This is a genomic window from Bradyrhizobium sp. HKCCYLS3070 (genome assembly GCF_051167575.1).
Classification (GTDB): Bacteria; Pseudomonadota; Alphaproteobacteria; order Rhizobiales; family Xanthobacteraceae; genus Bradyrhizobium.
The window spans coordinates 314,373-338,658 of sequence record NZ_JBNPTI010000005.1 but is presented as its reverse complement, the minus strand read 5'-3'; the positions used below and the strand labels follow the sequence as shown (position 1 = coordinate 338,658).

Here is a 24,286-nt window from a genome sequence, read left to right as displayed (position 1 = left end):
GACGCGCGATGGGGATCCAGGGAACGATACTGGTCGTGGATGACGAGGTCCGGTCGCAGGAGGCGCTGCGCCGCGTCCTCAACCAGGACTTCGAGGTCTTGTGTGCCGGCAACACGAACGACGCGGAGAAGCTGCTCGAAGGCGAGATCGTGCACGCCGTGATCTGCGACCAGCGCATGCCGCAGGAATCCGGCGTCAGCTTCCTGAAGCGCGTGCGCGAGATGTGGCCCGACCCTGTCAGGATGATCATCTCCGGCTATTCGGACTCCGAGGACATCATCGCCGGCCTCAACGAGGCCGGCATCTATCAGTACATCACAAAGCCCTGGCAGCCGGATCGCCTGATCGAGATCGTCCGCGAGGCCGTGCAGTTGTACCGGCTGCAGAAGGAGACGGAGACCGCCGGCGTCGACGTGAAGGCCACGCCGGCCCACATCAAGAAGGTGGTGTCGGTCAAGCGCGGCGCCGCCAAGCAGCTCTATGATTTCGACCGCATCGTGCATTCGGCGGCGAGCCCGATGCGCAACGTGATCGAGCTCGGCCGGCGCGCCGCCGACTACGACATCTCGGTCTTGATCACCGGCGAATCCGGCACCGGCAAGGAGCTCCTGGCGCGTGCGATTCACTATGGCTCTGCGCGCGCCACCAAGGCCTTCGTGGTCGAGAATTGCGGCGCGCTGCCCGATGAGCTGCTCGAGAGCGAGCTGTTCGGCTGCAAGAAGGGCGCGTTCACCGGCGCCTATCAGGACCGCATCGGCCTGTTCGAGGTCGCCGACGGCGGCACCATCTTTCTCGACGAGATCGGCGAGACATCCCCCGCCTTTCAGGTCAAGTTGCTGCGCGTGCTGCAGGAGAGCGAGATCCGGCCGCTCGGCGCGCAGCGCGTGCGCCAGGTCGACGTGCGCGTGGTCGCGGCCACCAACCGGGATCTCGAGGCCGAAGTCGAAGCCGGCCGCTTCCGCCGCGATCTGTACTACCGGCTCGCCGCGTTTCCGGTGCACATGCCGTCCTTGCGCGAGCGTCCGATGGATATTCCGCTGATCGCCGAGGGCGTGCTGTCGGCGGTGAAGACATCGTTCAACCGGCCGCATCTGCGGTTCGCACCGGCGGCGCTGGAGGAATTCTCCCGCTATCACTGGCCCGGCAATGTTCGCGAGTTGCAGAACGAGATCCAGCGCATGGCCGTGCTGGCCGATGCCGACGAACTGCGCTGTCCGCCGTTCGCCGGCCGGCGCAACGGCCGCCGCGCCGCGCCCGCGATCGCCAATGGCAAGCTCAACGGTTCCGGGAGCCTGAAGGACAGGGTCGAGGATCTTGAAAAGACCATCATCGTTCACTGTCTGGAGAAATATGATGGTAACATCAGTCGCGTCGCCAGCGAGCTCGGCCTGTCAAGGGTGGGGCTCCGGAACAAATTGTCGAGATACGATCTGAAGAAACATGGCAAAGGCCACTCACTCTCCTGAGTCCGGGGCTGACACGCTGCTCAAGCTGATCGCGAGCAGCAGTACGCTCGAACTCGACAGCGAGCGCGAAGGCGTGTGGATCGAAGTGATCCGCAAGATGGACGAGGTCTATTCCGACCTGCTGCGCTACGAGGTCGATCTCGAGCACAAGAACGCCGAGCTCGAGGAAGCCCAGGCCTTCGTCACCAACGTCATCGAGTCCGTCTCCGACATCCTGGTCGTCTGCGACGCCGGGGGCACGGTACAGCAGGCCAACTCCGCATTCCTGCAGACATCGGGACGGGCCTTGGCCGACATCGCCGGTCGCGATATCGCCGAGATGATCGATCCCGATCATCGGCCCAAGCTCGCCTCGCTGCTGAAGCCGCGCAGCAGCGCCGATGTGGTCGACGGTGAATTGCGCTTTGCCGCGGCAGCCGGCGTCAGCTCCGATCTGTTCGCGATCAACAGCTCGCCGCGGCATGACCATCGCGGCCGCTTCATCGGCGTCGTGCTGACGGGCCGTCCGATCGGCGAGCTGCGCCGCGCCTATGAGGCCCTGCACAAGGCGCATCAGGAGTTGCAGCGGGCGCAGCGGCAATTGGTCGAGCAGGAGAAGATGGCGAGCCTCGGCCGGCTCGTCGCCGGCGTGGCCCACGAGCTGAACAATCCGATCAGCTTCGTCTATGGCAACATCCACACCCTGATGCGCTACCGCACCTCGCTGGTCGGCTATCTCGATGCCATCCATGAGCAGCCGGTCAGCGAGGACATCGCCGCGCTTCGCTCGGATCTGAGGATCGACGCCATCCTCGAGGATTTCGGGCCGCTGATCGACGGCACGGTGGAAGGCGCGGTGCGCATCAGCGAGATCGTCAAGAACCTGCGCCGCCTGTCGTTCTCGAAGCTCGGCGAGGTCGAGCGCGTCAACATCGAGCGACTGATCAATACGGCCGTGCTGTGGGCAGGGCGCACCAAGCAGCATCGTGTCGACATCCAGATCGAGGTCGAGCCGGATCTGTGGATCTTGGGCAACGAAGGCCAGCTGCATCAGGTGATCGTCAACCTCGTGGAGAACGCGATCGACGCGATGCGATCGACCGACCTGCCGCGCCTTCTGGTCGCGGTGGCGCGCCAGGGCAGCGAGATCGCCTTTCGCATCACCGATAACGGCCCGGGCATCGACAAGGATCATCTGACCCACATCTTCGAGCCGTTCTTCACGACCAAGCGCGTCGGGGAGGGGACGGGGCTCGGGCTGTGGATCAGCTACGGCATCGTCCGCGAGCACGGCGGCGAGCTGTTGGCCAGCAACGAGCCGCAGGGCGGCGCCACGTTCTCTTTCAGCTTGCCGGCGGCTTGACCATAGCGGCGGCGCTGCTGCCGACGCTGAAGTGGGATGCTGGGTATCCCTTCGAAACGATGCTGGGGTTCCTGACGGCGGTGCCGTCGGATGTTGCGGGCAGAAGCCAAGCCCGAGGTGATCAGGACGCCGTTGCGACCGGCACGCGCTCGCGCTGATTGGTCAACCGCGCCAGCAGCACGGTTGCGGTTCGCGTGATGTGCTGCCTGGCAAGATCCTCGGCTGTCTGCGCATCGCCCGCGATCACCGCCCGCAGGATGTCCTCATGCTGATCCCAGATCCGCCGCGGCGTCTCGTCGCGCATCAGCACCTCGCCCATCAGCCGGCGCAGATGCAGCCAATGCGGCAGGGTGGTGTCCTGGATGACGGAGTTGCCGGAGATCTCGTAGAGGAATTCATGAAACCTGACGTCGGCCTCGATCAGCTTCTCGACCGAATGCTCGCGCTCGGCGCGCCGGCCCTGCTCGATCAAATTCGGGCCTTCCTCGGCCGCTCGCTTGGCGCCGCGGGTCGCCGCGAGCCGGCAGGCGAGGCCCTCGGCGACCGCGCGTATTTCATAGAGGTTGCGGATGAAGTCGGTGTCGATCGGCGCGACTTCCAGGCCGCGGCCCGGCGCCTCGCGCACAAAGCCCTGATTGCGCAGCAGCAGCAGGGCCTGCTGCACCGGCTGGCGCGAGACGCCGAGGTCGCGGGCCAGATCGTCCTGGATGAGGCGGGCAGATTCCGGCAACTCCCCGCCGACGATGTCGGAGAGAATGCGCTCGTAGACGCGTTCGGTCAGGCTCGGCTGGGTCTTCAGCGGCGGCACACGGCCTCCACGGGATCAGGTGTGATGTCCGGTCGCGAATGCGAGGCTGCCGTGCCGGAGCCCAGCGCTCGCATTGCGGCCGCTGTCGGTTTGAACGGAGTCATAGCGGGAATTTCCGCGCAGTGAGCGTCCGCCGCTGCTTGGACTTGCTGTCCTGCTGGATTTCGAGGTGATGGATGAACACGCTGGCCGCGCGCGAAATGTGCTCCCGGCTCAGCCGTTCGGCCTCGGCGCTGCGGCCCTCGATGACGGCTGCAAGAATGTCCTCATGCTCGTCCCAGACCATCCGTGACATGCTCTGCTCCTTCTGCAGCACGTCGGACATCACCCGCTTCAGGCACGGCCAATGCGGTGCCATCGTCTCGCCGATCAGCGCGTTGCCGGAGAGGTCGCCGAGGAAGCGATGGAAGGCGATGTCGGTCTCGATCTTGCGGTTGACGAGCCCGCTCTTCACCGCCTCGTAGCCGGCCGCGATGTAGGCCGGACCTTCGCGCGCAGCGCGATCGCTCGCCCGCTCGGCGGCCAGTCGCGCCGCGAGGCCTTCGAGCACTGCCCGCATCTCATAGAGGTCCCGGACGAAGCCGGGGTCGAGCGGCGCCACGATCAACCCGCGGCCCGGCGCGCTCTGCACCAGCCCGCAGCCGCGCAGCAGGATCAGCGCCTGCTGAACCGGCTGGCGCGACACTCCGTAAGCCTGGGCCAGATCGTCCTGGATCAGCCGCGAGCCCGGCGCGAGAACGCCGCTGACGATCTCGTCAGTGATGGCTTCGACGACCTGGTCGACCAGAGAGGGAGCGGCGGGCACGATTCGCATGGGTCATCACATTTTGCCGGACATTAGCATGTCAAGACAGAAAATCCATTTGCGACGTATTCGAATTCAGAGTACGAATTCAAAAAAGGGCGCCGCCCTAGGGCAAGTTAAAGAGGCGGCCATATAGGGGAGGGACTCCGTTGTCGGAAGATCCGACCAGTCTGGAGCGCGATCAGGTTTGGTCCGCGCGCTCGGAGGGCAGCGTGCGCGCCGGCGTGATGCCGGCGGTCTCGCGCGCATTGCTGGCGGCCTCTGTGGCGTCGGTTGCAGCGATGGCGCCTGCGCTCGGGGTGGCCGGAGAAGGCCTGACCCTGTCGGATGCGTGGGTGCCGGCGGCGCCCGAGGTGGGACGCGACATCCCGTTGCTGATCACGATCAAGAATGACACGAGCGCGCCGGAAGCGTTGATGCGCGTGCGTTGTCCGATCGCCAATTTTTCGGAGCGGCACACCGTCGACCGCGGCGAAGGCGCGCCGGCGATGCGCTCCATTCCCAACATTCCAATTGCCGCGGGCAGCACGCTGGTGCTGCTGCCGACCGCCTATCACGTGATGCTGCTGCAGACGCGGGAGCCGCTCGAGCCAGGCCAGCGCTTCACCTGCACGATCGTGTTCCAGAAAGCAGGATCCATCGAAACGGAGGTCGAGGTTCGCAAGTCCCCTTGAAGCGTGTTTGTCGCCTGCTGCCCTCCGCCGTCGCGCTTGGCGGAGCGGTATTCGCTCGAACTCATAATCAATATAATGGGAGAAGGAAACGATGAGGACTAACGTCAGGTCGACCCTGCGGGCGGTGCTGCTGGCCAGCGCAGCCTTCGCTTGTTTCCAGCTTGCATCGCCGGCGCAGGCCGCCGACGAGATGACCCCCGAACGGCTTCTCAACGCCGACAACGAAGCCGGCAACTGGCTGCACCATCATAAGAACTACTCGGGCACACGGTTCTCGGCGCTGAAGGAGATCAACAAGGATAACGTCAAGAACCTGAAGGTCGCCTGGACGATGCATCTCGGCGGCGTCGAGGGCGGCGGCATCTGGAGCCACGGCGGTCTCGAAGGCACGCCGATCGTCGAGAACGGCATGATCTACGTCACCGACGGCTGGGGCTCGGTCTACAAGATCGACGCGCGCGGTGGCAAAGGCCAACTGGTCTGGAAGATGGATCCGAAGACGGATCACGACTGGGCCGGTGCGATCGCCTGCTGCGGCGTCGACAATCGCGGCGTCGCGCTGTGGGGCAATCTCGTCATTTCGCACACGCTCGACGGCCGCCTGATCGCGACCAACAAGGAGACCGGACAGGTCGCCTGGCAGCGCCAGGTCGCCGATCCCGACAAGGGCGAGGTGATCACCGGTGCGCCGCTGATCGTGAAGAACATGGCGATCTCGGGCGTGGCCGGCGCCGAATACGGCATCCGCGGCTGGATCGCGGCGACCGATCTCGGCACGCAGAAGGAGGTCTGGCGCACTCACACCATTCCGGGGAAGGGCGAGCCGGGCAGCGAGACCTGGAAGGACAGCAACGACGCGGCCGCGGCCGGCGGCGGCTCGACCTGGGTGACCGGGACCTACGACCCGGCGACCGACACCATCATCTGGGGCGTCGGCAATCCCGGTCCGGACTGGGACAACGCCTATCGTCCGGGCGACAACCTCTACACCGACAGTTCGCTGGCGCTCGATGCCAACACCGGCAAGATCAAGTGGCACTATCAGCACACGCCGAACGATCCCTTCGACTATGACAGCGTCGCCGAGAATGTCCTGGTCGATGTGCCCGCGCCGAACGGCTCCACCCTGAAGCTCGCGCTCGAGGCCGACCGCAACGGCTTTGCCTATGCGATCGACCGCACCAGCGGCAAGTTCATCTGGGGCCTTCCCTTCGTCAAGAAGGTGACCTGGACCAAGGGGCTCGATGCCGAGACCGGCAAGCCGATCGAGTATGATCCGAAGAACCCGGTGCAGCGCTACAATGCGTCGGTGTCGCCGCATCGTGAGAACAAGGTCGCGGACATCTGCCCAGGCAACATGGGCGGCAAGAACTGGCCGCCGACCTCGTACAATCCGGACCTGAAGCTCTGGTACATCCCTGTCATCGAGAGCTGCAACCGGATCACCGTGGAAGAAGCGACCAAGGACAAGCTGAAGCCGCGCGAGTTCTGGACCGGCGGCGGACCGAGCCAGCCGTTCAAGATCACGGGCAGCGTGACCGCGATCGACGTCACCACCGGCAAGATCGCCGGCAAGATGGAGACGCCGTTCCCGAATCTCGGCGGCATGCTGTCGACGCCTGACCTCGTCTTCACCGGCCAGCCCTCGGGCGAGGTGATGGCGCTCGATGCCAAGACCCTGCAGAAGCTGTGGGAGTTCAACACCGGTGGCGGCGTCAATGCGCCTCCCGTGACGTTCTCGGTCGACGGCAAGCAGTATGTCGCGATCCTGGTCGGTCTCGGCGGCGCCTGGGACAAGTGGTTCATCGAATCCACGCCCGAGCTGAAGAAGATCCAGCCCGGCTCGATGCTCTACGTCTTCTCGCTGTGAAGTCGGCTGCGGAGCGGAGGCATGGCCTCCGCTCCGCCTCCTATCCCCTGTTCGACAAGAAGATCAGATGAAACTCAGTGCGATCACGTTCGCCGTGACGTCGGCTCTCGTCCTCGGCTCCGCTTCGCTCGCGTTGGCGCAGTCCGCGGCGCCGGCGGATCCGACCGAGGCCGGCAAGGCCGTGTTCAAGCGCGCGAACTGCGTCGGCTGCCACAAATGGCACGGCAATGGCGGTGGTGGCTATGGCGGCGACGCGCTGTCGCTGCGCAGGACGCAGCTCACTCGTGACCAGATCATCGAGACCGTGACCTGCGGCCGGCCCGGGACGGGCATGCCGTACTTCGCGCGCGGCTCCTATGACACGGCGAAGTGCTACGGCATGAGCCGCCAGGATGTCGGCGAGCGCATGCCGCCGGAAGGCGGCGTGTTCCTGCGGCCGAACGACATCGAGGCGGTCGCAGACTACGTGCTCGCGCACATCAAGGGGCGCGGCGAGCCGACCTACGACGAGTGCACCGCCTTCTTCGGCAACACGTCGCGGGTCTGCGATATCTACAAGGCGAATGCCACCAAGCCTGCAAGCGAGCCATCGAAATGAAGCGGTCGACCTGCGCTGCGATCTTCGCCACGTTCGTGCTGTCGTTCGTGATGCACGCGGCCTCCGCGCAGGCGGTGCCGAACTACGATCTGCGTGACATCACCGTCGGCATGCCGGTCGGCGACCTGCCCGATCAGGGCTATGTCAATCTGACTTGCGCCAAGGATCCGAATCGCAAGCTCAATGCGTGGTCGGCATGGCGCGACTGTCCCGCGGACGAGCAGGCGCGGCACGCGGTGCGCTTCGATTTCGATCCGGAGACCAGCCAGGACGGCACAAAGGTGGCCGGTCATCCCGTGCTGCTGACGGTCCTGGTCGACGACAAGGGCACCGTCACCGGCCTGACGATCGAGACCGATCCGAAGGCGCGGCTCTATATTCGCAAGAAGGCGTTCCTGCTCGGCAACCAGGTGAAGTCGCGCTATGGCGCCGAGGGCTGGGAGTGCAAGGAGCAGCAGCCGACCGCAGGCGAGCAGCCCGTCGGGGGCGTGTTCCTGCGCGAGGTCTGCAAGAAGACGGTGCCCGGCCGGACCCTGACGGTCGAGCGCGAGCTGTTCCGCAAGCCGGATCAGGACGCCAAGAGCTTCGTCGATCAGACGCTGGTGCGGATCACCAAGGATATCAACTAATCCGCCGCCGACCTTCATCGCGCTCCGCTGGAGGCGCGCGCCAGTCGGCGTCGTGAACCCGGTTGCCGGGAGGAAACGACGATGAGGGATCTCTTGAATTTCGGGCAGATGCTGTCGGCCCATGCGCGCATGTCGCCGGAGCGCACCGGTGCCCGAGATCTCGAACGTGCGATGAGCTTTGCGCTGTGGAACGAGCGCGCGTGCCGGCTCGCAAACGCGCTGCTCGGGCTCGGCCTTGCCAAGGGCGATCGGGTTGCGATCCTTGCCTACAATTGTGTCGAATGGTGCGAGATCTATGCAGCCACGGCCAAGGCCGGCCTGGTGGCGCTGCCGATCAATTTCCGCCTCACCGCGCCCGAGATGCAGTTCATCGTGCAGAATGCCGAAGCGGCCGCTGTCATCGTGCAGGACGAACTCGTGGGCCTGGTCGAGGAGACGCGCAAGGATCTTGGCATCGCCGACGACCGCTTCATCCACTTTGGCACCAGGCCGCGTCCGGCAGGCTATCGCGGCTACGAGGACGTCATCGCCGCGGCTGCGGACCGCGAGCCGGACCAGCAGGTCGCGCTGTCCGATCCCTGGACGTTGATGTACACCTCGGGCACGACCGGCAAGCCCAAGGGCGTGCTGCGCAGTCATCGCAGCGCCGTGCTGCTGTCGATGGTCACCGAGATCGAGCTGAAGCTGAACCGCAACGACGGCGCGCTGCTGGTGATGCCGATGTGCCATGCCAATTCGCTGAACTTCTTCGGCGCGTTCGGCTATATCGGCGGCGTCAACTCGATCTATTCGCGCAAGAGCTTCGATCCCGAGCACGCCGTGACGACGCTTGCCGATGGCGGCTCCACGTTCACGTCGCTGGTGCCGACTCACTACATCATGATGCTGGATCTGCCGCGCGCGGTGCGCGCGCAGCATGATTTCAGCGCCGTCACCAAGCTGATGATCTCTTCGGCGCCGGCGCGCCCGGAGACCAAGCGCGAAGTGATGGAGATGTTTCCGAAGTCCGGGCTCTACGAGCTGTATGGCGCGACCGAGACCGGCTGGGTCACCATGCTGCATCCGCATGAGCAGTTCACCAAGCCCGGCTCGGTCGGGCGCGAATGCGTCGGCGCCGCACCGATCCGCATCCTCGACGAGGCCGGCCACGAGGTGCCGGACGGCGAGGCGGGCGAGCTCTATTCGTCGAACGCGCACACCTTCGACTGCTATTGGCGCCTGCCGGAGAAGACCGCGGAGGCGTTCCGCGGTGACTACTGCTCGGTCGGCGACATGGCGCGCCGCGATGCCGACGGCTACATCCATCTCGCCGACCGCAAGAGCAACATGATCATCTCGGGCGGCGAGAATATCTATCCCTCCGAGGTCGAAGCGCAGGTCGGCGCGCATCCTGGTGTCAAGGATATCGCGGTGATCGGCCTGCCCGACGACAAATGGGGCGAGCGGGTCCATGCCGTGATCGTGGCGCGCGACGGCATGGCGGTGAAGGAGAGCGACCTGGTCGAATGGGCGAAAGAACGGCTCGCCGGCTTCAAGCGGCCGCGCTCCTACGCCTTCATCACCGACGCCGAGATGCCGCGCAACGCGACGGGCAAGATCCTGCATCGCGAGCTGAAGAAGAGATTCTCGCAGTGAGTCGCTGCAATGGCTTACGGTCTGATATGTAGTTGCGATGCAGGCCGTCCTCAATTCCGCCCTTCCGATCTTCGCGCTGATCCTGACCGGATTCCTGTGTGGCTGGTTCGGCGTGTTCGATCGCACCGCGACCGACAATCTCAACCGTTTTGCCGTCTATCTGGCGCTGCCGGCGCTGATCTTCACCGCGATGTCCAAGATCGGCGTCGAGCAGGTCAGCCAGTTCGGCTTCATCGGCGCGTTCTGCGGCGGCATCGCCGCGACGTTCGCGACGGGCTTCGTGATCAGCCGTCTGCGCGGCCGGCGCGTTGCGAACGCCAGCATCGAGGGGCTGGACGCCGGCTACAGCAATGTCGGCTTCATGGGCATTCCGATGTGCCTCCTGGTGTTCGGTCCGGACAGCGCGCCGGCCTCGATCATCGCCACCTTGTTCACGGCCTGCGTGCTGTTCCTGTTTGCGATCGTGGTCGTCGAGATGGATCTGCAGAAGGGCGCCACGCTGGGCGCGACGGTCGCCAAGGTGGCGCGTTCGCTGCTGACCAGCCCGCTGTTCATCGCGCCCGTCGCCGGCCTGGCGGTCGGCCTCAGCGGATTCTCACTGCCGGCGCCATTCCTCAGCTTCACGACCTTGCTCGGCGGCGCAGCCTCGCCGGCCGCGCTGGTCTGCATCGGGCTGTTCCTGGCACAGGAGCGCGTCGCGACGCGCGATGCGACCTCGATCGTCATCCTCGTCTCGCTGAAGCTCGTGATGCAGCCGGCGGTGACCGCGCTGCTCGCCTTTCAGGTGTTCTCGATGCCGCCGCTGTGGTCGCATTCGGCCGTGATCCTGAGCGCGCTGCCGATCGGCTCGGGACCATTCACGATCGCCAAGCTCTACGGCCTGGAGGCCGGCGTCACCTCCGGCTCGATTCTCGTTTCACACATCTTCGCCGTCCTCACCGTCTCGCTGCTCGTGGCCTGGCTCGCGCCGGGCTGATCACGTCACCATCCGCAGGAGTCGTCAGATGAAGATCTCTCCCGACAGTGCCGCCGATCTGATCGCCCGCCTGCTCAAGCGCCGCGGCGTCAGCCGCGTGTTCGCGCTGTGCGGCGGCCACATCATGCCGATCTGGATGCGGCTGGACGCGGAAGGCATCGGCATCATCGACGTGCGCGACGAGCGCGCCGCCGTGCACATGGCGCAGGCGCATACGGAGCTCACCGGCGAGCTCGGCGTCGCGCTGGTCACCGCCGGGCCGGGCATGACCAACGCGGTCACCGGCATCGCCAATGCCCATGTCTCGCGCGCGCCGGTGCTGGTGATCTCGGGCGGCAATCCGCGGCCGCAGGAGAACCGCGGCGGCCTGCAGGACATGGACCACACTCAGCTGGTGCGCTCGATCACGCGCTATGCGCGCACCGTGCGCGAGCCGTCGCTGGTGCTGCAGGAGCTCGACGAGGCGATCTCCCGCGCCTTCGGCGACGGCGGCGAGCCCGGGCCCGTTTTCATCGATTTCCCGGTGGATACCTTGCGCGGCATCGTGCCCAAGGCGCTGCAACTGGAGGAGCATCTCGCGCCGAAGCCGCGTGCGGCAGCGCGGCCTGATCCGGCCGAGGTCGAGAAGGCGGTCGAGCTGTTGTGGTCGGCGCGCCGCGTGCTCGTCATCTCCGGCCGCGGCGCGCGCGGTGCCGGCCCTGAGCTGATCGCGCTGCTCGACCGGCTCGGCGCCGTCTATCTCGACACCGGTGAGAGCAGGGGGCTGGTACCTGATGATCATCCGTCTGTTGTCGGCGCGATGCGCGGCGCCGTGATGGGCGATGCCGATGTGGTGCTGACGGTCGGCCGCCGGCTCGACTTCCAGCTCGCCTATGGCTCGCCGGCCGTGTTCAAGGACGCCAAATTGGTGCGCATCAGCGACACCGCCAGCGAGCTGCGCGACAACCGTCGCGGTGCGGCCGAGATCCTGGCGACACCAGCGGAGACCTTGCGCGCGATGGTGGGGCTGGCGGGCAACCGCGAGTCGGCCGTCGATCGGCAATGGGCCGCAAGACTGCGGGCCGCGCATCAGGAGCGCGCGGCCAAGCTGAAGCAGAGCATGGCGATGGCGCCGGCCGGCTCCGACGGCCGGTTGCATCCGAATCGCGTGCTCTCGGCCATTCAGGACGCGATCGGCAATGACGCCGTGGTCATCACCGACGGCGGTGATTTCCTGTCCTTCGCCCGCGTCGGCCTGAGCGCGCCCCTGATGCTCGATCCCGGCCCGTTCGGCTGTATCGGCATCGGCGTGCCCTATGGCATTGCCGCGAGCCTGGCCTATCCAGACAAGCCGGTGGTGGTCGCGACCGGCGACGGCGCGTTCGGCTTCAACGCGATCGAGGTCGACACCGCGGTGCGCCACAAGGCGCCGGTGCTGATCGTCGTCGCCAACAACGGCGCCTGGCAGATCGAGGTCCACGACCAGACCGTCACCCATGGCAAGGTGGTCGGCACCAGGCTACAATTTGCCGATCACGCGGCGATGGCGCGCGCCTTCGGCATGCATGCCGAGCGCGTCGAGACCGCGGAGCAGCTCGGCCCCGCGATCCAGCGCGCGCTGGCCAACCGCCCGGCGCTGCTCGACATGGTCGTCACGCCGGAAGCGGTGTCGTCGGATGCCAAGACGGGCCTCGCCTGGGTGCCGGACCTGCAGCCGCTTGCTGCGTGGGACGAGGCGGAACGGAAGTGGCGCGGCTCGTGAGGCCTCACACCTGCTGCAGTTGGCGCGGCGCGCTGAGCCACAGCGCGAGCAGGGTGCAGACGGCGCCGGACAAGAGATAGCCGCCGGCCGACAGCAGGCCGAGATTGGCCGCCAGCACCAATGCCGCCAGCGGCGCGAAGCCGGCGCCGAACAGCCAGGCGAGGTCGGCGGTGAGCGCCGAGGCCGTGTAGCGATAGGTGCGCGCGAAGTTGGCGGCGATCGCGCCCGAGGACTGGCCGAACGACAGGCCGAGCAGGATGAAGCCGAGCACCATGTAGATGGTCTCGCCGACCGGGCCGGCGTCGAGCAGTTGCGGAGCGAAGCCGGAGAACACCGCGATCGCGATCGCCGAGCTGATCAGGAGCGACTTGCGCCCCATGCGGTCGGCCAGCATGCCGGACACCACGATCGCGACGACGCCGAACACGGCGCCGACGGCCTCGATGATCAGGAAGCGCGCCGGGGTCTCCTTGGTGAAGAGGAACACCCAGGACAGCGGAAACACCGTCACCATGTGGAACAGCGCGAAGCTCGCCAGCGGCGCGAAGGCGCCGATCACGATGTTGCGACCCTCGTGTCGAATCGTGGTGGCGACGCGTGCCGGCTGCAATTCGCGCGACTGGAACAGCTCGTCATATTCCGGCGTCACGACCATGCGCAACCGCGCGAACAGCGCCACGACGTTGATGGCAAACGCCACGAAGAACGGGTAACGCCAGCCCCAGTCGAAGAAGTCGGCCGCGGAGAGATAGCCGACGAAGAACGCGAACAGCACGCTGGCGACGATCAGCCCGAGCGGCGCGCCGAGCTGCGGGATCATCGCATACCAGCCGCGCCGGTGCTCCGGCGCATTCATGGCGAGCAGCGACGCCAGCCCGTCCCAGGCGCCGCCCCAGGCGAGGCCCTGGCCGATCCGCGCCAGCGCCAGCAGCCAGATCGCCGCGGCGCCGACGGTGTGGTAGCTCGGCAGGAACGCGATCGCGACGGTCGAGGTGCCGAGCAGGAACAATGCGGTGATCAGCTTGGCGCTCTTGCCGTAGCGGCGGTCGATCGCCATGAAGATCACGCTGCCGAACGGGCGTGCGATGAAGGCGAGCGCGAACAGCGCGAACGAATACAGGGTCTGCGTCAGTTCGTCGGCGAACGGAAACACGAGGCGCGGAAACACGATCACCGAGGCGATGGCATAGACGAAGAAGTCGAAGAATTCCGACGTGCGCCCGATGATCACGCCGATCGCGATCTCGCCCGGATGCGCCTCATGCGTGCGGGAGAGATGGGTTTCGCCGTCGGCGGTCGCCGCTGCCTGTGTCATCGCGCTGCCTGCAGTCCTCTCATACTCTATTGTTGCCCCGTAATTGTCGTCCTCGGCGCCGCTCCGGTATTGGACAAATTGTCCAATGTCGGCCGTGTCGTCCGGTCGCTACGTGAGGCCTCGTTCAGAGATCCGCCGTGCGACGAGGTTAAGCGTGCGTTACTGGAAATTCTTGGCACTGCTGCCGCTGGGGCTCGCGCTCGGAGGCTGCAATCTGGTCGTGCTCTCGCCCTCCGGTGACGTGGCCGCCCAGCAGCGCGATCTCGTGATCATCGCAACCGTGCTGATGCTGCTGATCGTGGTGCCGGTGATGGCCGCAACCGCCATCGTGGCCTGGCGCTACCGCCAGTCGAACCAGGCGGCGGCCTACACGCCGGATTGGGATCACTCCACCCAGCTCGAGCTTCTGATCTGGGCGGCGCCGCTGCTGATCATCATCTGCCTGGGCGCGGTGACGTGGATGGGCACGCATCTGCTCGATCCCTATCGCACGCTCGGACGCATCTCCGCCGAGCGCGCGGTGACGCCGCAGGACAAGCCGCTCGAGGTCGACGTCGTCGCGCTCGATTGGAAGTGGCTGTTCATCTATCCCGAATATGGCATCGCCAGCCTCAACGAGCTTGCGGCGCCGGTGAACCGGCCGCTCGATTTCAGGATCACCTCGTCGTCGGTGATGAACTCGTTCTACATCCCCGCGCTCGCCGGCCAGATCTATGCGATGCCGGGCATGCAGAGCCGGCTGCACGCCATCATCAACAAGCCCGGCGTCTATCGCGGCTTCTCGGCGAACTACAGCGGCGCCGGCTTCTCCGGCATGCGCTTTGCCTTTCATGGCCTGTCTGATGTCGAATTCGCCGGTTGGATCGAGAAGGCCAAGGCCAGCGGTGCCGGGCTTGGCAAGCCGGACTATCTCAAGCTGGAGCGTCCCAGCGCGAACGAGCCGGTCCGCTACTACGCATCGGTGGATAGCGACCTGTTTCGCGCCATCCTCAACATGTGCGTCGAGCCCGGCAAGATGTGCATGAGCGAGATGATGGCGATCGACGCGAGAGGCGGCATGGGCATGGCCGGCGTCCGCAACACGCTGCCGCTCGCCTACGACAAGTTCGCCGGCCGCGGCGCCGTGTTCGGCGCCGAGCCGAGCTTCGTTGCCGGCGGCGTCTGCCTGCCGGGCGATCAGGTCACGCGGATGGCCGACGATTCCTCGCCGACGGTCCTGGCGCCGCTCGACTGGACGCCGCTGCAGGGCCGTGGATTGGAGCGGCCCGGCCTGCTGCGGCCGTCCAAGGCCACCTTCATCACGGGGACAACCTCCAAATCGGATTCGTGACGTCGGATTCGTGAGGGTCACATCATGTTCGACACTGCCAATCTCACCAGGTTCATCTTCGGCCGGCTGACGCTGGAGTCGCTGCCGTTGCACGAGCCGATCATCGTCGGCACCTTCGCGATGGTCGCGCTCGGCGGCCTCACGCTGTTCGGCGCCGTCACCTATTTCCGGTTGTGGGGCTATCTCTGGAAGGAGTGGTTCACGACCGTCGACCACAAGCGCATCGGAATCATGTACATGGTGCTCGGCATCGTCATGCTGCTGCGCGGCTTTGCCGATGCGCTGATGATGCGGCTGCAGCAGGCGATCGCGTTCAACGGCTCCGAAGGTTATCTCAACTCGCACCACTATGATCAGGTGTTCACGGCGCACGGCGTGATCATGATCTTCTTCGTGGCGATGCCTTTGGTCACCGGCCTGATGAACTACGTTGTGCCGCTGCAGATCGGCGCCCGCGACGTGTCGTTCCCGTTCCTCAACAATTTCAGCTTCTGGATGACCACGTCGGGCGCCGTTCTGGTGATGTGCTCGCTGTTCGTCGGCGAGTTCGCGCGCACCGGCTGGCTGGCCTATCCGCCGTTGTCGAACCTCTCCTACAGTCCGGATGTCGGCGTCGACTATTACATCTGGGCCCTGCAGGTCGCCGGCGTCGGTACGCTGTTGTCCGGCGTCAACCTGATCTGCACGATCGTGAAAATGCGTGCGCCCGGCATGACCATGATGAAGATGCCAGTCTTCACCTGGACCTCGCTGTGCACCAACGTGCTGATCGTCGCCTCCTTCCCGGTGCTGACGGCGGTGCTGGCGCTGCTGTCGCTCGATCGCTACGTCGGAACCAACTTCTTCACCAATGATTTCGGCGGCGATCCGATGATGTATGTCAACCTCATCTGGATCTGGGGCCATCCGGAGGTCTACATCCTCATCCTGCCGGCCTTCGGCATCTTCTCCGAGGTGACCTCGACCTTCTCGGGCAAGCGGCTGTTCGGCTACACCTCGATGGTCTACGCCACCGTCGTCATCACCATCCTGTCCTACCTGGTCTGGCTGCACCACTTCTTCACGATGGGCTCCGGCGCCAGCGTGAACTCGTTCTTCGGCATCACCACGATGATCATCTCGATCCCGACCGGCGCGAAGATGTTCAACTGGCTGTTCACGATGTATCGCGGCCGCATCCGCTTCGAGCTGCCGATGATGTGGACGGTCGCCTTCATGCTGACCTTTGTGATCGGCGGCATGACCGGCGTGCTGCTTGCAGTGCCGCCGGCCGACTTCGTCTTGCACAACAGCCTGTTCCTGGTCGCGCATTTCCACAACGTGATCATCGGCGGCGTGCTGTTCGGCCTGTTCGCCGGCATCGCCTACTGGTTCCCCAAGGCGTTCGGCTTCAGGCTCGATCCGTTCTGGGGCAAGATGTCGTTCTGGTTCTGGACGGTGGGCTTCTACTTCGCCTTCATGCCGCTCTACGTGCTCGGCCTGATGGGCGTGACCCGTCGGCTGCGCATCTTCGACGATCCGAGCCTGCAGATATGGTTCATCATCGCCGGCATCGGCGCGTTCCTGATCCTGCTGGGCATCGCGAGCTTCCTGATCCAGATCGCGGTCAGCATCCTCCGCCGCGAGCAGCTCGCCGACGTCTCCGGCGATCCCTGGAATGCGCGCACCCTGGAATGGGCGACGTCGTCGCCGCCGCCGGCCTACAACTTCGCCTTCACGCCCGTCGTCCACGACAACGACGCCTGGTGGGACATGAAGCGCCGCGGTTACGCGCGTCCGCTCGCCGGCTTCAAGGCGATCCACATGCCGAGCAACACCGGTACCGGCGTGATTCTGGCGGGCCTCAGCACCACCATGGCATTCGGACTGATCTGGTACATGTGGTGGATGGCGGCAGGCAGCTTCGTCGCGCTGCTCGCGGTCGCGATCGGCCACACCTTCAACTATCACCGCAGCTTCCACATCCCGGCCGATGAGGTCATAAGCGTCGAGCGCGCGCGCACCAAGCTGCTCGTGGCAGGAGCCAAGTCATGACCGTTGCGATGGGCACGATGAAGGCCGGGGAGCCGGTCTTCTATGTCGTCGACGAGCACGAGCATCCCGAAGGCAGCAGCACGATGCTCGGCTTCTGGATCTATCTGATGAGCGACTGTCTCATCTTTGCGATCCTGTTTGCCGTCTATGGCGTGCTCGGCGCCAGGTACGCCGCCGGGCCGGCGCCGAAGGATCTGTTCGACCTGTCGCTGGTCGCGGTCAACACCTCGTTCCTGCTGCTGTCGTCGCTCACCTATGGCTTCGCGATGCTGTCGATGCAGCGGAACCGCATTGGCGCGATGCAGGCCTGGCTCGTGGTGACCGGGCTGTTCGGCCTCGCCTTTCTCGGCATCGAGCTGACCGAGTTCGCGCACATGATCCATGAGGGCGCGACGCCGCAGCGCAGCGCCTTCCTATCGTCGTTCTTCACGCTGGTTGGAACCCACGGCCTGCATGTGACGTTCGGTCTGGTCTGGCTGGTCACCCTGATGGTGCAGGTCGGGACCCACGGCCTGATCGAGGCTAACCGCCGCCGGCTGGTCTGCCTCAGCATGTTCTGGCACTTCCTCGACGTGATCTGGATTGGTGTCTTCACCTTCGTCTATCTGATGGGGATGCTTCGATGAGCTCTGATGCACACGCGCACGGTTCGGCGGACGACCATGCCGGCACGCGCTCGGGCCAACTGATCGGCTTCGGCGCCTCCGTCGTCCTGACGGCGATTCCGTTTCTGCTGGTCATGAACGGCTCGCTCGACAAGCAGGCCACGGCGCTGATCATCATGGCATTCGCGGCCGTGCAGGTCGTCGTCCACATGATCTTCTTCCTGCACATGAACACCAAGGCCGAGGGCGGCTGGACCATGATGGCGCTGATCTTCACCATCATCATGGTGGTGATCGCGCTCAGCGGCTCGCTCTGGGTCATGCATCACCTGACCACCAACATGATGCCGGTGCACGAGATGGGCCAGACGCCGTGATGTCAGCTCCTGCCGACGGGGCAGGGGAACGCGACGAGGCCAGCCGCAGGCGATCCGGCGCGCTGCGGCTCGCGATCGTTGCGGCGTGGGTTGCCTGCGTCGCGATGCTGCTGGCGCTGGGCGTCTGGCAGATCGAGCGGCGGGCCTGGAAGCTCGACCTGATTGATCGCGTCGAGCGCCGCGTTCATGCCGCGCCCGTGCCGGCGCCGAGCCCGGCGGATTGGCCGGCCATCGATCGCAGCAGCGACGAGTACAAGCTGATAACGTTGAGCGGCCGCTTCCTCAACGACCGCGAGACGCTGGTCCAGGCGCTGACGGTCGAGGGCTCCGGCTATTGGGTGGTGACGCCGCTGCAGACCGCCGGCGGCGCCGTGCTCGTCAATCGTGGCTTCGTGCCCGCGGATCGCCGCGACCCCGCAAGCCGCAGCGCGGGGAACCGGGATGGCGCAGTCAACGTGACCGGATTGCTGCGGATCTCCGAGCCTGGCGGCGGCTTCCTCCGCCGCAACGATCCCGCGGGGAATCGCTGGTATTCACGTGACGTCGCGGCGATCGCGGCGGCGCGCGGTCTGTCCGACGTCGCACCATTCTTCGTCGATGCCGATGCGACCCCGAATCCTGGCGGACTTCCAATCGGCGGACTCACCGTGATCTCGTTTTCGAACAACCATCTGGTTTACGCGCTGACCTGGTTTACATTGGCCCTCATGCTGGCCGGCGCCGGGCTGCAGCGGCTCCGCCGAGCGCAGCGTGAGCCCGGCGCGCCGGCAGCGCAGGATGTGGAATGGGATCAGCAGCGGCAGGACATGGGTGGATGCGGGACGGCGTCTTGAGCGATCGACGCTTGCCGTTCTGCCGGCGGAGATCGGACGGGCCCTCATGAGCAGCGAGGCCCCCAATTTGCCGTTCGGAGTCGTGGCCGCGATCGCCACACCCGAGATCAACGCGCCGCTGCCGACCAAGGACGCGACCAACCGCAAGAACATGGTGCTGCTGATCCAGCTGCGCTGGATCGCCGTGGTCGGCCAGATCGTCACCATCGGCTTCGTGACCACCTGGTTCGGCATTGCGCTGCCGGTGCTGCCGATGGCGGCGATCATCTGCGCGCTGGTGGCGCTCAACATCGCCAGCCATATCTGGCTGCGCAGGCGCGACGACGTCGGCAATCGCCATTTGCTGATCGCGCTGATGCTCGACGTGGTGGCGTTGACATCGGAGCTCTATCTCACCGGCGGCGCGTCGAACCCGTTCACGTGCCTCTATCTGCTGCAGGTGACGCTGGGGGCCGTGCTGCTCGACGCGCGCTCGTCCTGGTCGCTGGTCGCGCTGACGGTGCTCAGCTTCATCTGGCTCACCATCGAGTACCGCCCGCTGCAACTGCCGCAGCATCATGTCAGCGATGCCTTCACCCTGCACATCACCGGCATGTTCGTCGGCTTCATGCTCGACGCCGTGCTGCTCGTCGTCTTCGTCACCCGCATCAACCGGAACCTGCGCGAGCGCGACGCCAAACTCGCCGATCTGCGCCAGCACGCCGTCGAGCAGGATCACATCATCCGCATGGGCCTGCTCGCCTCAGGCGCCGCGCATGAGCTTGGCACGCCGCTGGCGTCGATCTCGGTCATCCTGAACGATTGGCGCCGCATGACCGTGATCTCTGCCGATCCGACGCTCGCGGAGGATTTCACCGAAATGGAAGCGGCGGTGCAGCGCTGCAAGTCGATCGTGACTGACATCCTGGTCTCGGCCGGTCAGGCGCGCGGCGAAGGCTCGGCGCCGACGACGTTGAAGGCGTTCCTGACGACGTTGGTCGCCGAATGGAGCGCGGCGCGCTCGGCGCGCAATCTGATGTTCCGCAACGAGTTCGGCTCGGATCCGGCGATCGTCTCCGACGTCGCCCTGAAGCAGGCGATCGTCAACGTGCTCGACAACGCGTTCGAAGTCTCGCGCGAGTGGGTGGAGTTCGTGGTCGAACGAGATGGTGATCAGCTGCTGCTCAGCGTCAGCGATCGCGGGCCGGGTTTTGATCGGGCGATGCTGGGGCAACTCGGACGTCCCTATCAGTCGAGCAAGGGCCGCCCGGGCCGCGGCCTGGGCCTTTTCCTGGTGGTCAACGTGATCCGCAAGCTGGGCGGCAGCGTTTCCGCCTGGAACCACCGGGGACGTGGAGCGACCGTCCGGCTGTCACTGCCGTTGTCGACGCTTGTCATTGGAGAGCGCGATGGCGAATGACCTGTCCCTCCTGATCGTCGAGGACGATGACGGTTTTGCACGCACCCTGAAGCGCTCGTTCGAACGGCGCGGCTACGAGGCCGTCGTCGCCGGCTCGCTCGAGGACGTCGACGAGATCCTCAAGGAGAAGACGTTCGGTTATGCCGTCGTCGATCTCAAGCTCGGCGGGGCTTCCGGCCTCGTCTGCGTCGAGAAGCTGCATGCGCACGATCCGGAGATGCTGATCGTGGTGCTGACCGGCTTTGCCAGCATCGCCACTGCTGTCGAGGCGATCAAGCTCGGCGCCTGCCACTATCTGGCCAAGCCGTCGAACACCGACGACATCGAGGAGGCGTTCCGCAAGGCGCAGGGCAACGCGCAAGTGGCGTTGGCCGAGCGCTCCACCTCGATCAAGACCCTGGAATGGGAGCGCATCCACCAGACCCTGATCGAGACCGACTTCAACATCTCCGAAGCTGCGAGACGGCTCGGCATGCATCGCCGGACGCTGGCGCGCAAGCTGGAGAAGCGCCCGGTGAAGTAGATCGATCCGGTTGTTGTCCGGAGGAGTGGAGCTCATTCGTTCCGACCTACTCCCTTGCCAGAGCCGTTGCCGGATCGAGCCGTGAGGCGCTGCGGGCGGGCATGTAGCCGAAGCCGATGCCGATCGCCATCGACGTGACGGCGGCGCCGACCATGGCGAGCGGCGAATAGATCAGCTGGAAGCCGACGTCGAGCGCGTTGAAGACCGTGCCGAAGCCGACCGCGAGCGCAAGGCCCAGCGCACCGCCCAGCAGGCAGACCAGCACCGCCTCGATCAGGAACTGCATCAGGATGTCGCTGCGGCGGGCGCCGACCGCCATGCGCACCCCGATCTCGCCGACGCGCTCCGACACCGACACCAGCATGATGTTCATGACGCCGATGCCGCCGACCAAGAGCGAGATCACGGCGATGGCCGCCACCAGCAGTGTCAGCACCTGCGTCGTGCTTTCGACGGTCTTGCGGATGTCATCGGTGTTGAGGACGAAGAAATCCTTGGCATTGTGCCGCGCCGTCAGCAGCGCCGTTGCGGCACGCTCGGCCGCCGCCATCGGCGTCGCCTCGTCGACGCGGACGCTGATGCTGCGCAGCACCTGGTTGCCGAGGAAGCGCGCCTGCACGGTCGTGTAGGGCAGGTACACGATCGGCGTGGAGCTGGAGCCGAAGCCGGCCTGCTGCTGCTTGGTGATGCCGACGACGCGGCAGGGCACCTTGCCGATCAGGACCACGCTGCCGAGCGGACTGACGTCGGGATCGGGAAACAGCGCCTTGCGCGCATTGTCGTCGATCACGGCGTCCTGGGCGTAGGAGCGCACGGTATCGGCATCGAGATAGCTGCCTTCGGCAAGCTCGGTGTTCTTGACCCGGAAATACTGCTCGCCGACGCCGGAGATCTGGGCGCTGACCTCGATCGCGCCGAACCGCAGCGTGCTGGTGGTCGAGACCGTCGGCGAGATCGCATCGACATAAGGCTGCTGCGCCATGACCTTGGCATCGGCGAGCACCAGCGTCCTGATCTTGCTGGAGCGCGTATCGCCGAAATCCTTGCCGGGAAAGAATTCCAGCGTGTTGGTGCCGAGCCGGTTGATGTCCTTCAGCACCTTGGCCTGCGAGCCCTTGCCGAGCGCCAGCACCAGCACGACCGAGGCGACGCCGATGATGATGCCGAGCATGGTGAGGAATGCGCGCATCCGGTGCGCATTCATGGCGAGCAGCGCCATCCGCGCGGCCTCGCGGAAACGGTCGAGCTGGCTGCGCCACCACGACGCCGCCTGCGCTGCGTGGTCTTCGGTCGCTGCGGCTGGCGCGGGTTCCGAAGTCCGCGGATTGAGCCGGTCTGAAATGACGCGGCCGTCCTCGATCTCGATGATGCGCCGGGCGCGCTGCGCGACGCTCGGATCGTGCGTGACGATGATGACGGTGCGCCCGGAGGCGCTGATCTCGTCGAGGATGCGCAGCACCTCCTCGCCGCTGGCGCGGTCGAGCGCGCCGGTCGGCTCGTCGGCCAGGATCACGTCGGGATCGTTGACCAGCGCGCGGGCGATCGAGACCCGCTGCTGCTGGCCGCCCGAGAGCTGACCCGGCTTGTGGTCGGTACGGCTGCCCATGCCGAGCCGCTGCAGCAGCGCCTCGGCCTTGCGGTGGCGTGCCGCCGGGCCGAGCCCGGCATAGACCGCAGGCACCTCGGCATTGTCGGCGGCGCTGAGCTCGCCCAGCAGATGGTAGCGCTGGAAGATGAAGCCGAAATGCTCGCGCCGCAACGCCGCCAGTTCGTCCGGATCGAGCGAGCCCATCTCGCGGCCGGCGATCCGGTAGCTGCCGGATGTCGGGCGGTCGAGGCAGCCCAGAATGTTCATCAGCGTCGACTTGCCGGAGCCCGACTGGCCGATGATCGCCACCATCTCCCCGCGCGCGATCTGGAGGTCGACGCCACGCAAAGCATGGACCGTGCCTTCGCCGGACGCGTAGCGCCTCCCGACATTCTGCAGGTCGATCAGGACCTCCGTCATCACGCGCCTCCGGGCGGGGGCATCACGGTTCGCTTCGTGCCCTCCTCGGGCGCCGAGATCACGACCCGCTCGCCCTCGCGCAGGCCGGACTGCACCTCGGCCCGGATCTTGTTGTTGAGGCCGACGCGAATGGTGCGCTTCTCCAGCGTTCCTGCGCCGGTCAGCACGCGCACCGTGTAGCTGCCATCGGGATTGGCGTTGCCAAGCGCGGACGACGGAATGGTCGGGACCTTGCGGGCCTCGCCGAGCAGGATGTGAACCTCGGCCGTCATGTAGGTCATCAGCCGCCCGTCCGGATTGGCGATGTCGAACACGCCGTTGTAGTAGATCGCGGAGGACGTGGTGGACGAGGACGAGCTGCTGCTCGACGTGGTCGTCGTGCTCGACGAGAAGCTCGAATCGCTCTTGATCGATTCGGGCGCCGGCTCGATCGATCCGAGCGTGCCCTCGTAGCGATGATCGGGCTCGCCCAGCACGGTGAAATAGACGTTCTGTCCGGGCCTGACCTTGACGACATCGGCCTCGGAAATCTCCACCCGCACGGTCATCGTCTCGACCTGGCCGAGCACGACGATGGTCGGCGCCGACTGCACCGCATTCACGGTCTGGCCCTGCTGGGTGACGATCGACAGCACGGTGCCGTCGATCGGGGCCGTGATCTTGGTGTAGCCGAGGTTGACGCGCGCGGTCTCGATCGCGACCTCGGCCTCGACGATTTGCGCGTCGAGTTGCGCGATCTGGGCCTGGGTCTGTTTGACGGTCGCCTCGGCACTGTCGTAGTCGGCGCGCGACGAGGCCTTCTGCGCCAGCGTGACCTGCTGCCGCGCCAGGTTCGCCTCGGCCAGCGCCAGGGTGGCGACCTTCTCGTCACGCTGCGCCCGTACGCTCCGCAGGCTCGCCTCGTTGGTGCGCAGCGTGTTCTGTTGCGTCAGCGAGTCGATCTCGGCGATCAGATCGCCGGCCCTGACCTTCTGTCCCAGCTTGACGTTGAGCGCGACCAGCCGTCCCGACGCCTGGGCGCCGACCGCCACCAGCTTGACCGGCTTCAGCGTGCCGGTGGCGAGCACGGTCTGCTCGATGTCGCCGGTCGTGACGGGCGCGGTGACGAGATTGGCGTTGGGATTGCTGGTCAGCCTCATGACCAGCACGATCGCGGCGGCCAGAACGACGAGCGCTCCGGCGATCAGCAGCGGCCAGCGGCGTGGCCGCTTCGGCTTCGGCGCCGGCGCGAGGCCGCCATCGACCGCGACCGGTCGGGGCATGTAGGATAAGGGTGCGTTCATCGGATCACTTCGGAGGCACTTTTTGAAGTTCAGAT

21 protein-coding genes are annotated in these 24,286 nt (G+C 65.8%); 16 read left to right on the top strand and 5 right to left on the bottom strand.

Going from position 1 to position 24,286, the window contains the following annotated elements; translation table 11 throughout:
- Positions 1-8: 8 nt before the first annotated feature.
- Both ACQR03_RS19120 and ACQR03_RS19115 read left to right on the top strand, forming a co-directional pair.
- Positions 9-1,466 carry a sigma-54-dependent transcriptional regulator gene (locus ACQR03_RS19120; RefSeq protein ID WP_315713484.1) on the top strand — a complete coding sequence of 486 codons (1,458 nt, stop codon included), beginning with the start codon at positions 9-11 and terminating at the stop codon, positions 1,464-1,466.
- Positions 1,441-2,808, top strand: a complete 1,368-nt coding sequence (locus ACQR03_RS19115) for a sensor histidine kinase (RefSeq protein WP_315825304.1) — start codon at positions 1,441-1,443, stop codon at positions 2,806-2,808. The genes ACQR03_RS19120 and ACQR03_RS19115 overlap by 26 nt, the downstream gene beginning before the upstream one ends.
- Before the next feature lie 121 nt (positions 2,809-2,929).
- On the opposite strand, the gene ACQR03_RS19110 is transcribed toward ACQR03_RS19115, so the two are convergent.
- A complete protein-coding gene (locus tag ACQR03_RS19110) occupies positions 2,930-3,616 on the bottom strand; it encodes a GntR family transcriptional regulator (protein WP_315825303.1) in 687 nt (228 codons plus the stop codon).
- Between the two features lie 100 nt (positions 3,617-3,716).
- A complete protein-coding gene (locus ACQR03_RS19105; protein ID WP_315713481.1) occupies positions 3,717-4,430 on the bottom strand; it encodes a GntR family transcriptional regulator in 714 nt (237 codons plus the stop codon).
- Between the two features lie 140 nt (positions 4,431-4,570).
- On the opposite strand from ACQR03_RS19105, the gene ACQR03_RS19100 reads away from it, so the two are divergent.
- From ACQR03_RS19100 to ACQR03_RS19070, 7 genes are all read left to right on the top strand, one after another.
- Positions 4,571-5,095, top strand: coding sequence for a copper chaperone PCu(A)C (locus tag ACQR03_RS19100; RefSeq protein WP_315825301.1), 525 nt, complete (start codon positions 4,571-4,573; stop codon positions 5,093-5,095).
- Positions 5,096-5,186: 91 nt separating this feature from the next.
- Positions 5,187-6,965, top strand: a complete 1,779-nt coding sequence (locus ACQR03_RS19095) for a PQQ-dependent dehydrogenase, methanol/ethanol family (RefSeq protein WP_315825300.1) — start codon at positions 5,187-5,189, stop codon at positions 6,963-6,965.
- A gap of 67 nt (positions 6,966-7,032) precedes the next feature.
- Entirely contained in the window at positions 7,033-7,563 is a 531-nt protein-coding gene (locus ACQR03_RS19090) for a c-type cytochrome (RefSeq protein ID WP_315713478.1), read from the top strand.
- Positions 7,560-8,192 carry a hypothetical protein gene (locus ACQR03_RS19085; protein WP_315825299.1) on the top strand — a complete coding sequence of 211 codons (633 nt, stop codon included), beginning with the start codon at positions 7,560-7,562 and terminating at the stop codon, positions 8,190-8,192. The genes ACQR03_RS19090 and ACQR03_RS19085 overlap by 4 nt, the downstream gene beginning before the upstream one ends.
- 81 nt (positions 8,193-8,273) lie before the next feature.
- On the top strand, positions 8,274-9,827 hold the full coding sequence (locus tag ACQR03_RS19080; RefSeq protein WP_316172370.1) for an AMP-binding protein: 1,554 nt from the start codon (positions 8,274-8,276) through the stop codon (positions 9,825-9,827).
- Positions 9,828-9,864: 37 nt separating this feature from the next.
- Positions 9,865-10,803: an AEC family transporter gene (locus ACQR03_RS19075; RefSeq protein ID WP_316172371.1), complete on the top strand. Its 939-nt coding sequence runs from the start codon at positions 9,865-9,867 to the stop codon at positions 10,801-10,803.
- A gap of 28 nt (positions 10,804-10,831) precedes the next feature.
- A complete protein-coding gene (locus ACQR03_RS19070) occupies positions 10,832-12,544 on the top strand; it encodes a thiamine pyrophosphate-binding protein (RefSeq protein ID WP_316172372.1) in 1,713 nt (570 codons plus the stop codon).
- A 4-nt stretch (positions 12,545-12,548) separates the two neighbouring features.
- Here ACQR03_RS19070 and ACQR03_RS19065 read toward each other — a convergent pair whose 3' ends face one another.
- The gene (locus ACQR03_RS19065) at positions 12,549-13,859 is read right to left on the bottom strand and encodes an MFS transporter (RefSeq protein ID WP_315752393.1); all 1,311 of its coding nucleotides are present in this window, start codon (positions 13,857-13,859) and stop codon (positions 12,549-12,551) included.
- 154 nt (positions 13,860-14,013) lie between these two features.
- Between ACQR03_RS19065 and cyoA the strand changes: the two genes are divergently transcribed.
- From cyoA to ACQR03_RS19030, 7 genes are read left to right on the top strand one after another with little or no spacing between them, the layout of a single operon-like run.
- A complete protein-coding gene (gene cyoA, locus ACQR03_RS19060; protein WP_315752394.1) occupies positions 14,014-15,189 on the top strand; it encodes a ubiquinol oxidase subunit II in 1,176 nt (391 codons plus the stop codon).
- A gap of 24 nt (positions 15,190-15,213) precedes the next feature.
- Complete coding sequence (gene cyoB / locus ACQR03_RS19055; protein WP_315752395.1) at positions 15,214-17,223, top strand: cytochrome o ubiquinol oxidase subunit I; 2,010 nt, start codon at positions 15,214-15,216, stop codon at positions 17,221-17,223.
- Positions 17,220-17,849 (top strand): cytochrome o ubiquinol oxidase subunit III, encoded by a 630-nt coding sequence (cyoC, locus tag ACQR03_RS19050; protein WP_315752396.1) that lies wholly within the window; start codon positions 17,220-17,222, stop codon positions 17,847-17,849. Before cyoB ends, cyoC begins: the two co-directional genes overlap by 4 nt.
- On the top strand, positions 17,846-18,205 hold the full coding sequence (gene cyoD / locus ACQR03_RS19045) for a cytochrome o ubiquinol oxidase subunit IV (RefSeq protein ID WP_315752397.1): 360 nt from the start codon (positions 17,846-17,848) through the stop codon (positions 18,203-18,205). Before cyoC ends, cyoD begins: the two co-directional genes overlap by 4 nt.
- Positions 18,205-19,038 (top strand): SURF1 family protein, encoded by an 834-nt coding sequence (locus ACQR03_RS19040; RefSeq protein WP_434841430.1) that lies wholly within the window; start codon positions 18,205-18,207, stop codon positions 19,036-19,038. Before cyoD ends, ACQR03_RS19040 begins: the two co-directional genes overlap by 1 nt.
- A gap of 46 nt (positions 19,039-19,084) precedes the next feature.
- Positions 19,085-20,437 (top strand): ATP-binding protein, encoded by a 1,353-nt coding sequence (locus tag ACQR03_RS19035; RefSeq protein ID WP_315769204.1) that lies wholly within the window; start codon positions 19,085-19,087, stop codon positions 20,435-20,437.
- Positions 20,427-20,960, top strand: a complete 534-nt coding sequence (locus tag ACQR03_RS19030) for a response regulator transcription factor (RefSeq protein ID WP_315713466.1) — start codon at positions 20,427-20,429, stop codon at positions 20,958-20,960. Before ACQR03_RS19035 ends, ACQR03_RS19030 begins: the two co-directional genes overlap by 11 nt.
- A 46-nt stretch (positions 20,961-21,006) precedes the next feature.
- On the opposite strand, the gene ACQR03_RS19025 is transcribed toward ACQR03_RS19030, so the two are convergent.
- Both ACQR03_RS19025 and ACQR03_RS19020 read right to left on the bottom strand, forming a co-directional pair.
- On the bottom strand, positions 21,007-22,968 hold the full coding sequence (locus ACQR03_RS19025) for a MacB family efflux pump subunit (RefSeq protein WP_315713465.1): 1,962 nt from the start codon (positions 22,966-22,968) through the stop codon (positions 21,007-21,009).
- On the bottom strand, positions 22,968-24,251 hold the full coding sequence (locus tag ACQR03_RS19020) for an efflux RND transporter periplasmic adaptor subunit (protein ID WP_316201730.1): 1,284 nt from the start codon (positions 24,249-24,251) through the stop codon (positions 22,968-22,970). Before ACQR03_RS19020 ends, ACQR03_RS19025 begins: the two co-directional genes overlap by 1 nt.
- Positions 24,252-24,286 lie beyond the last annotated feature (35 nt).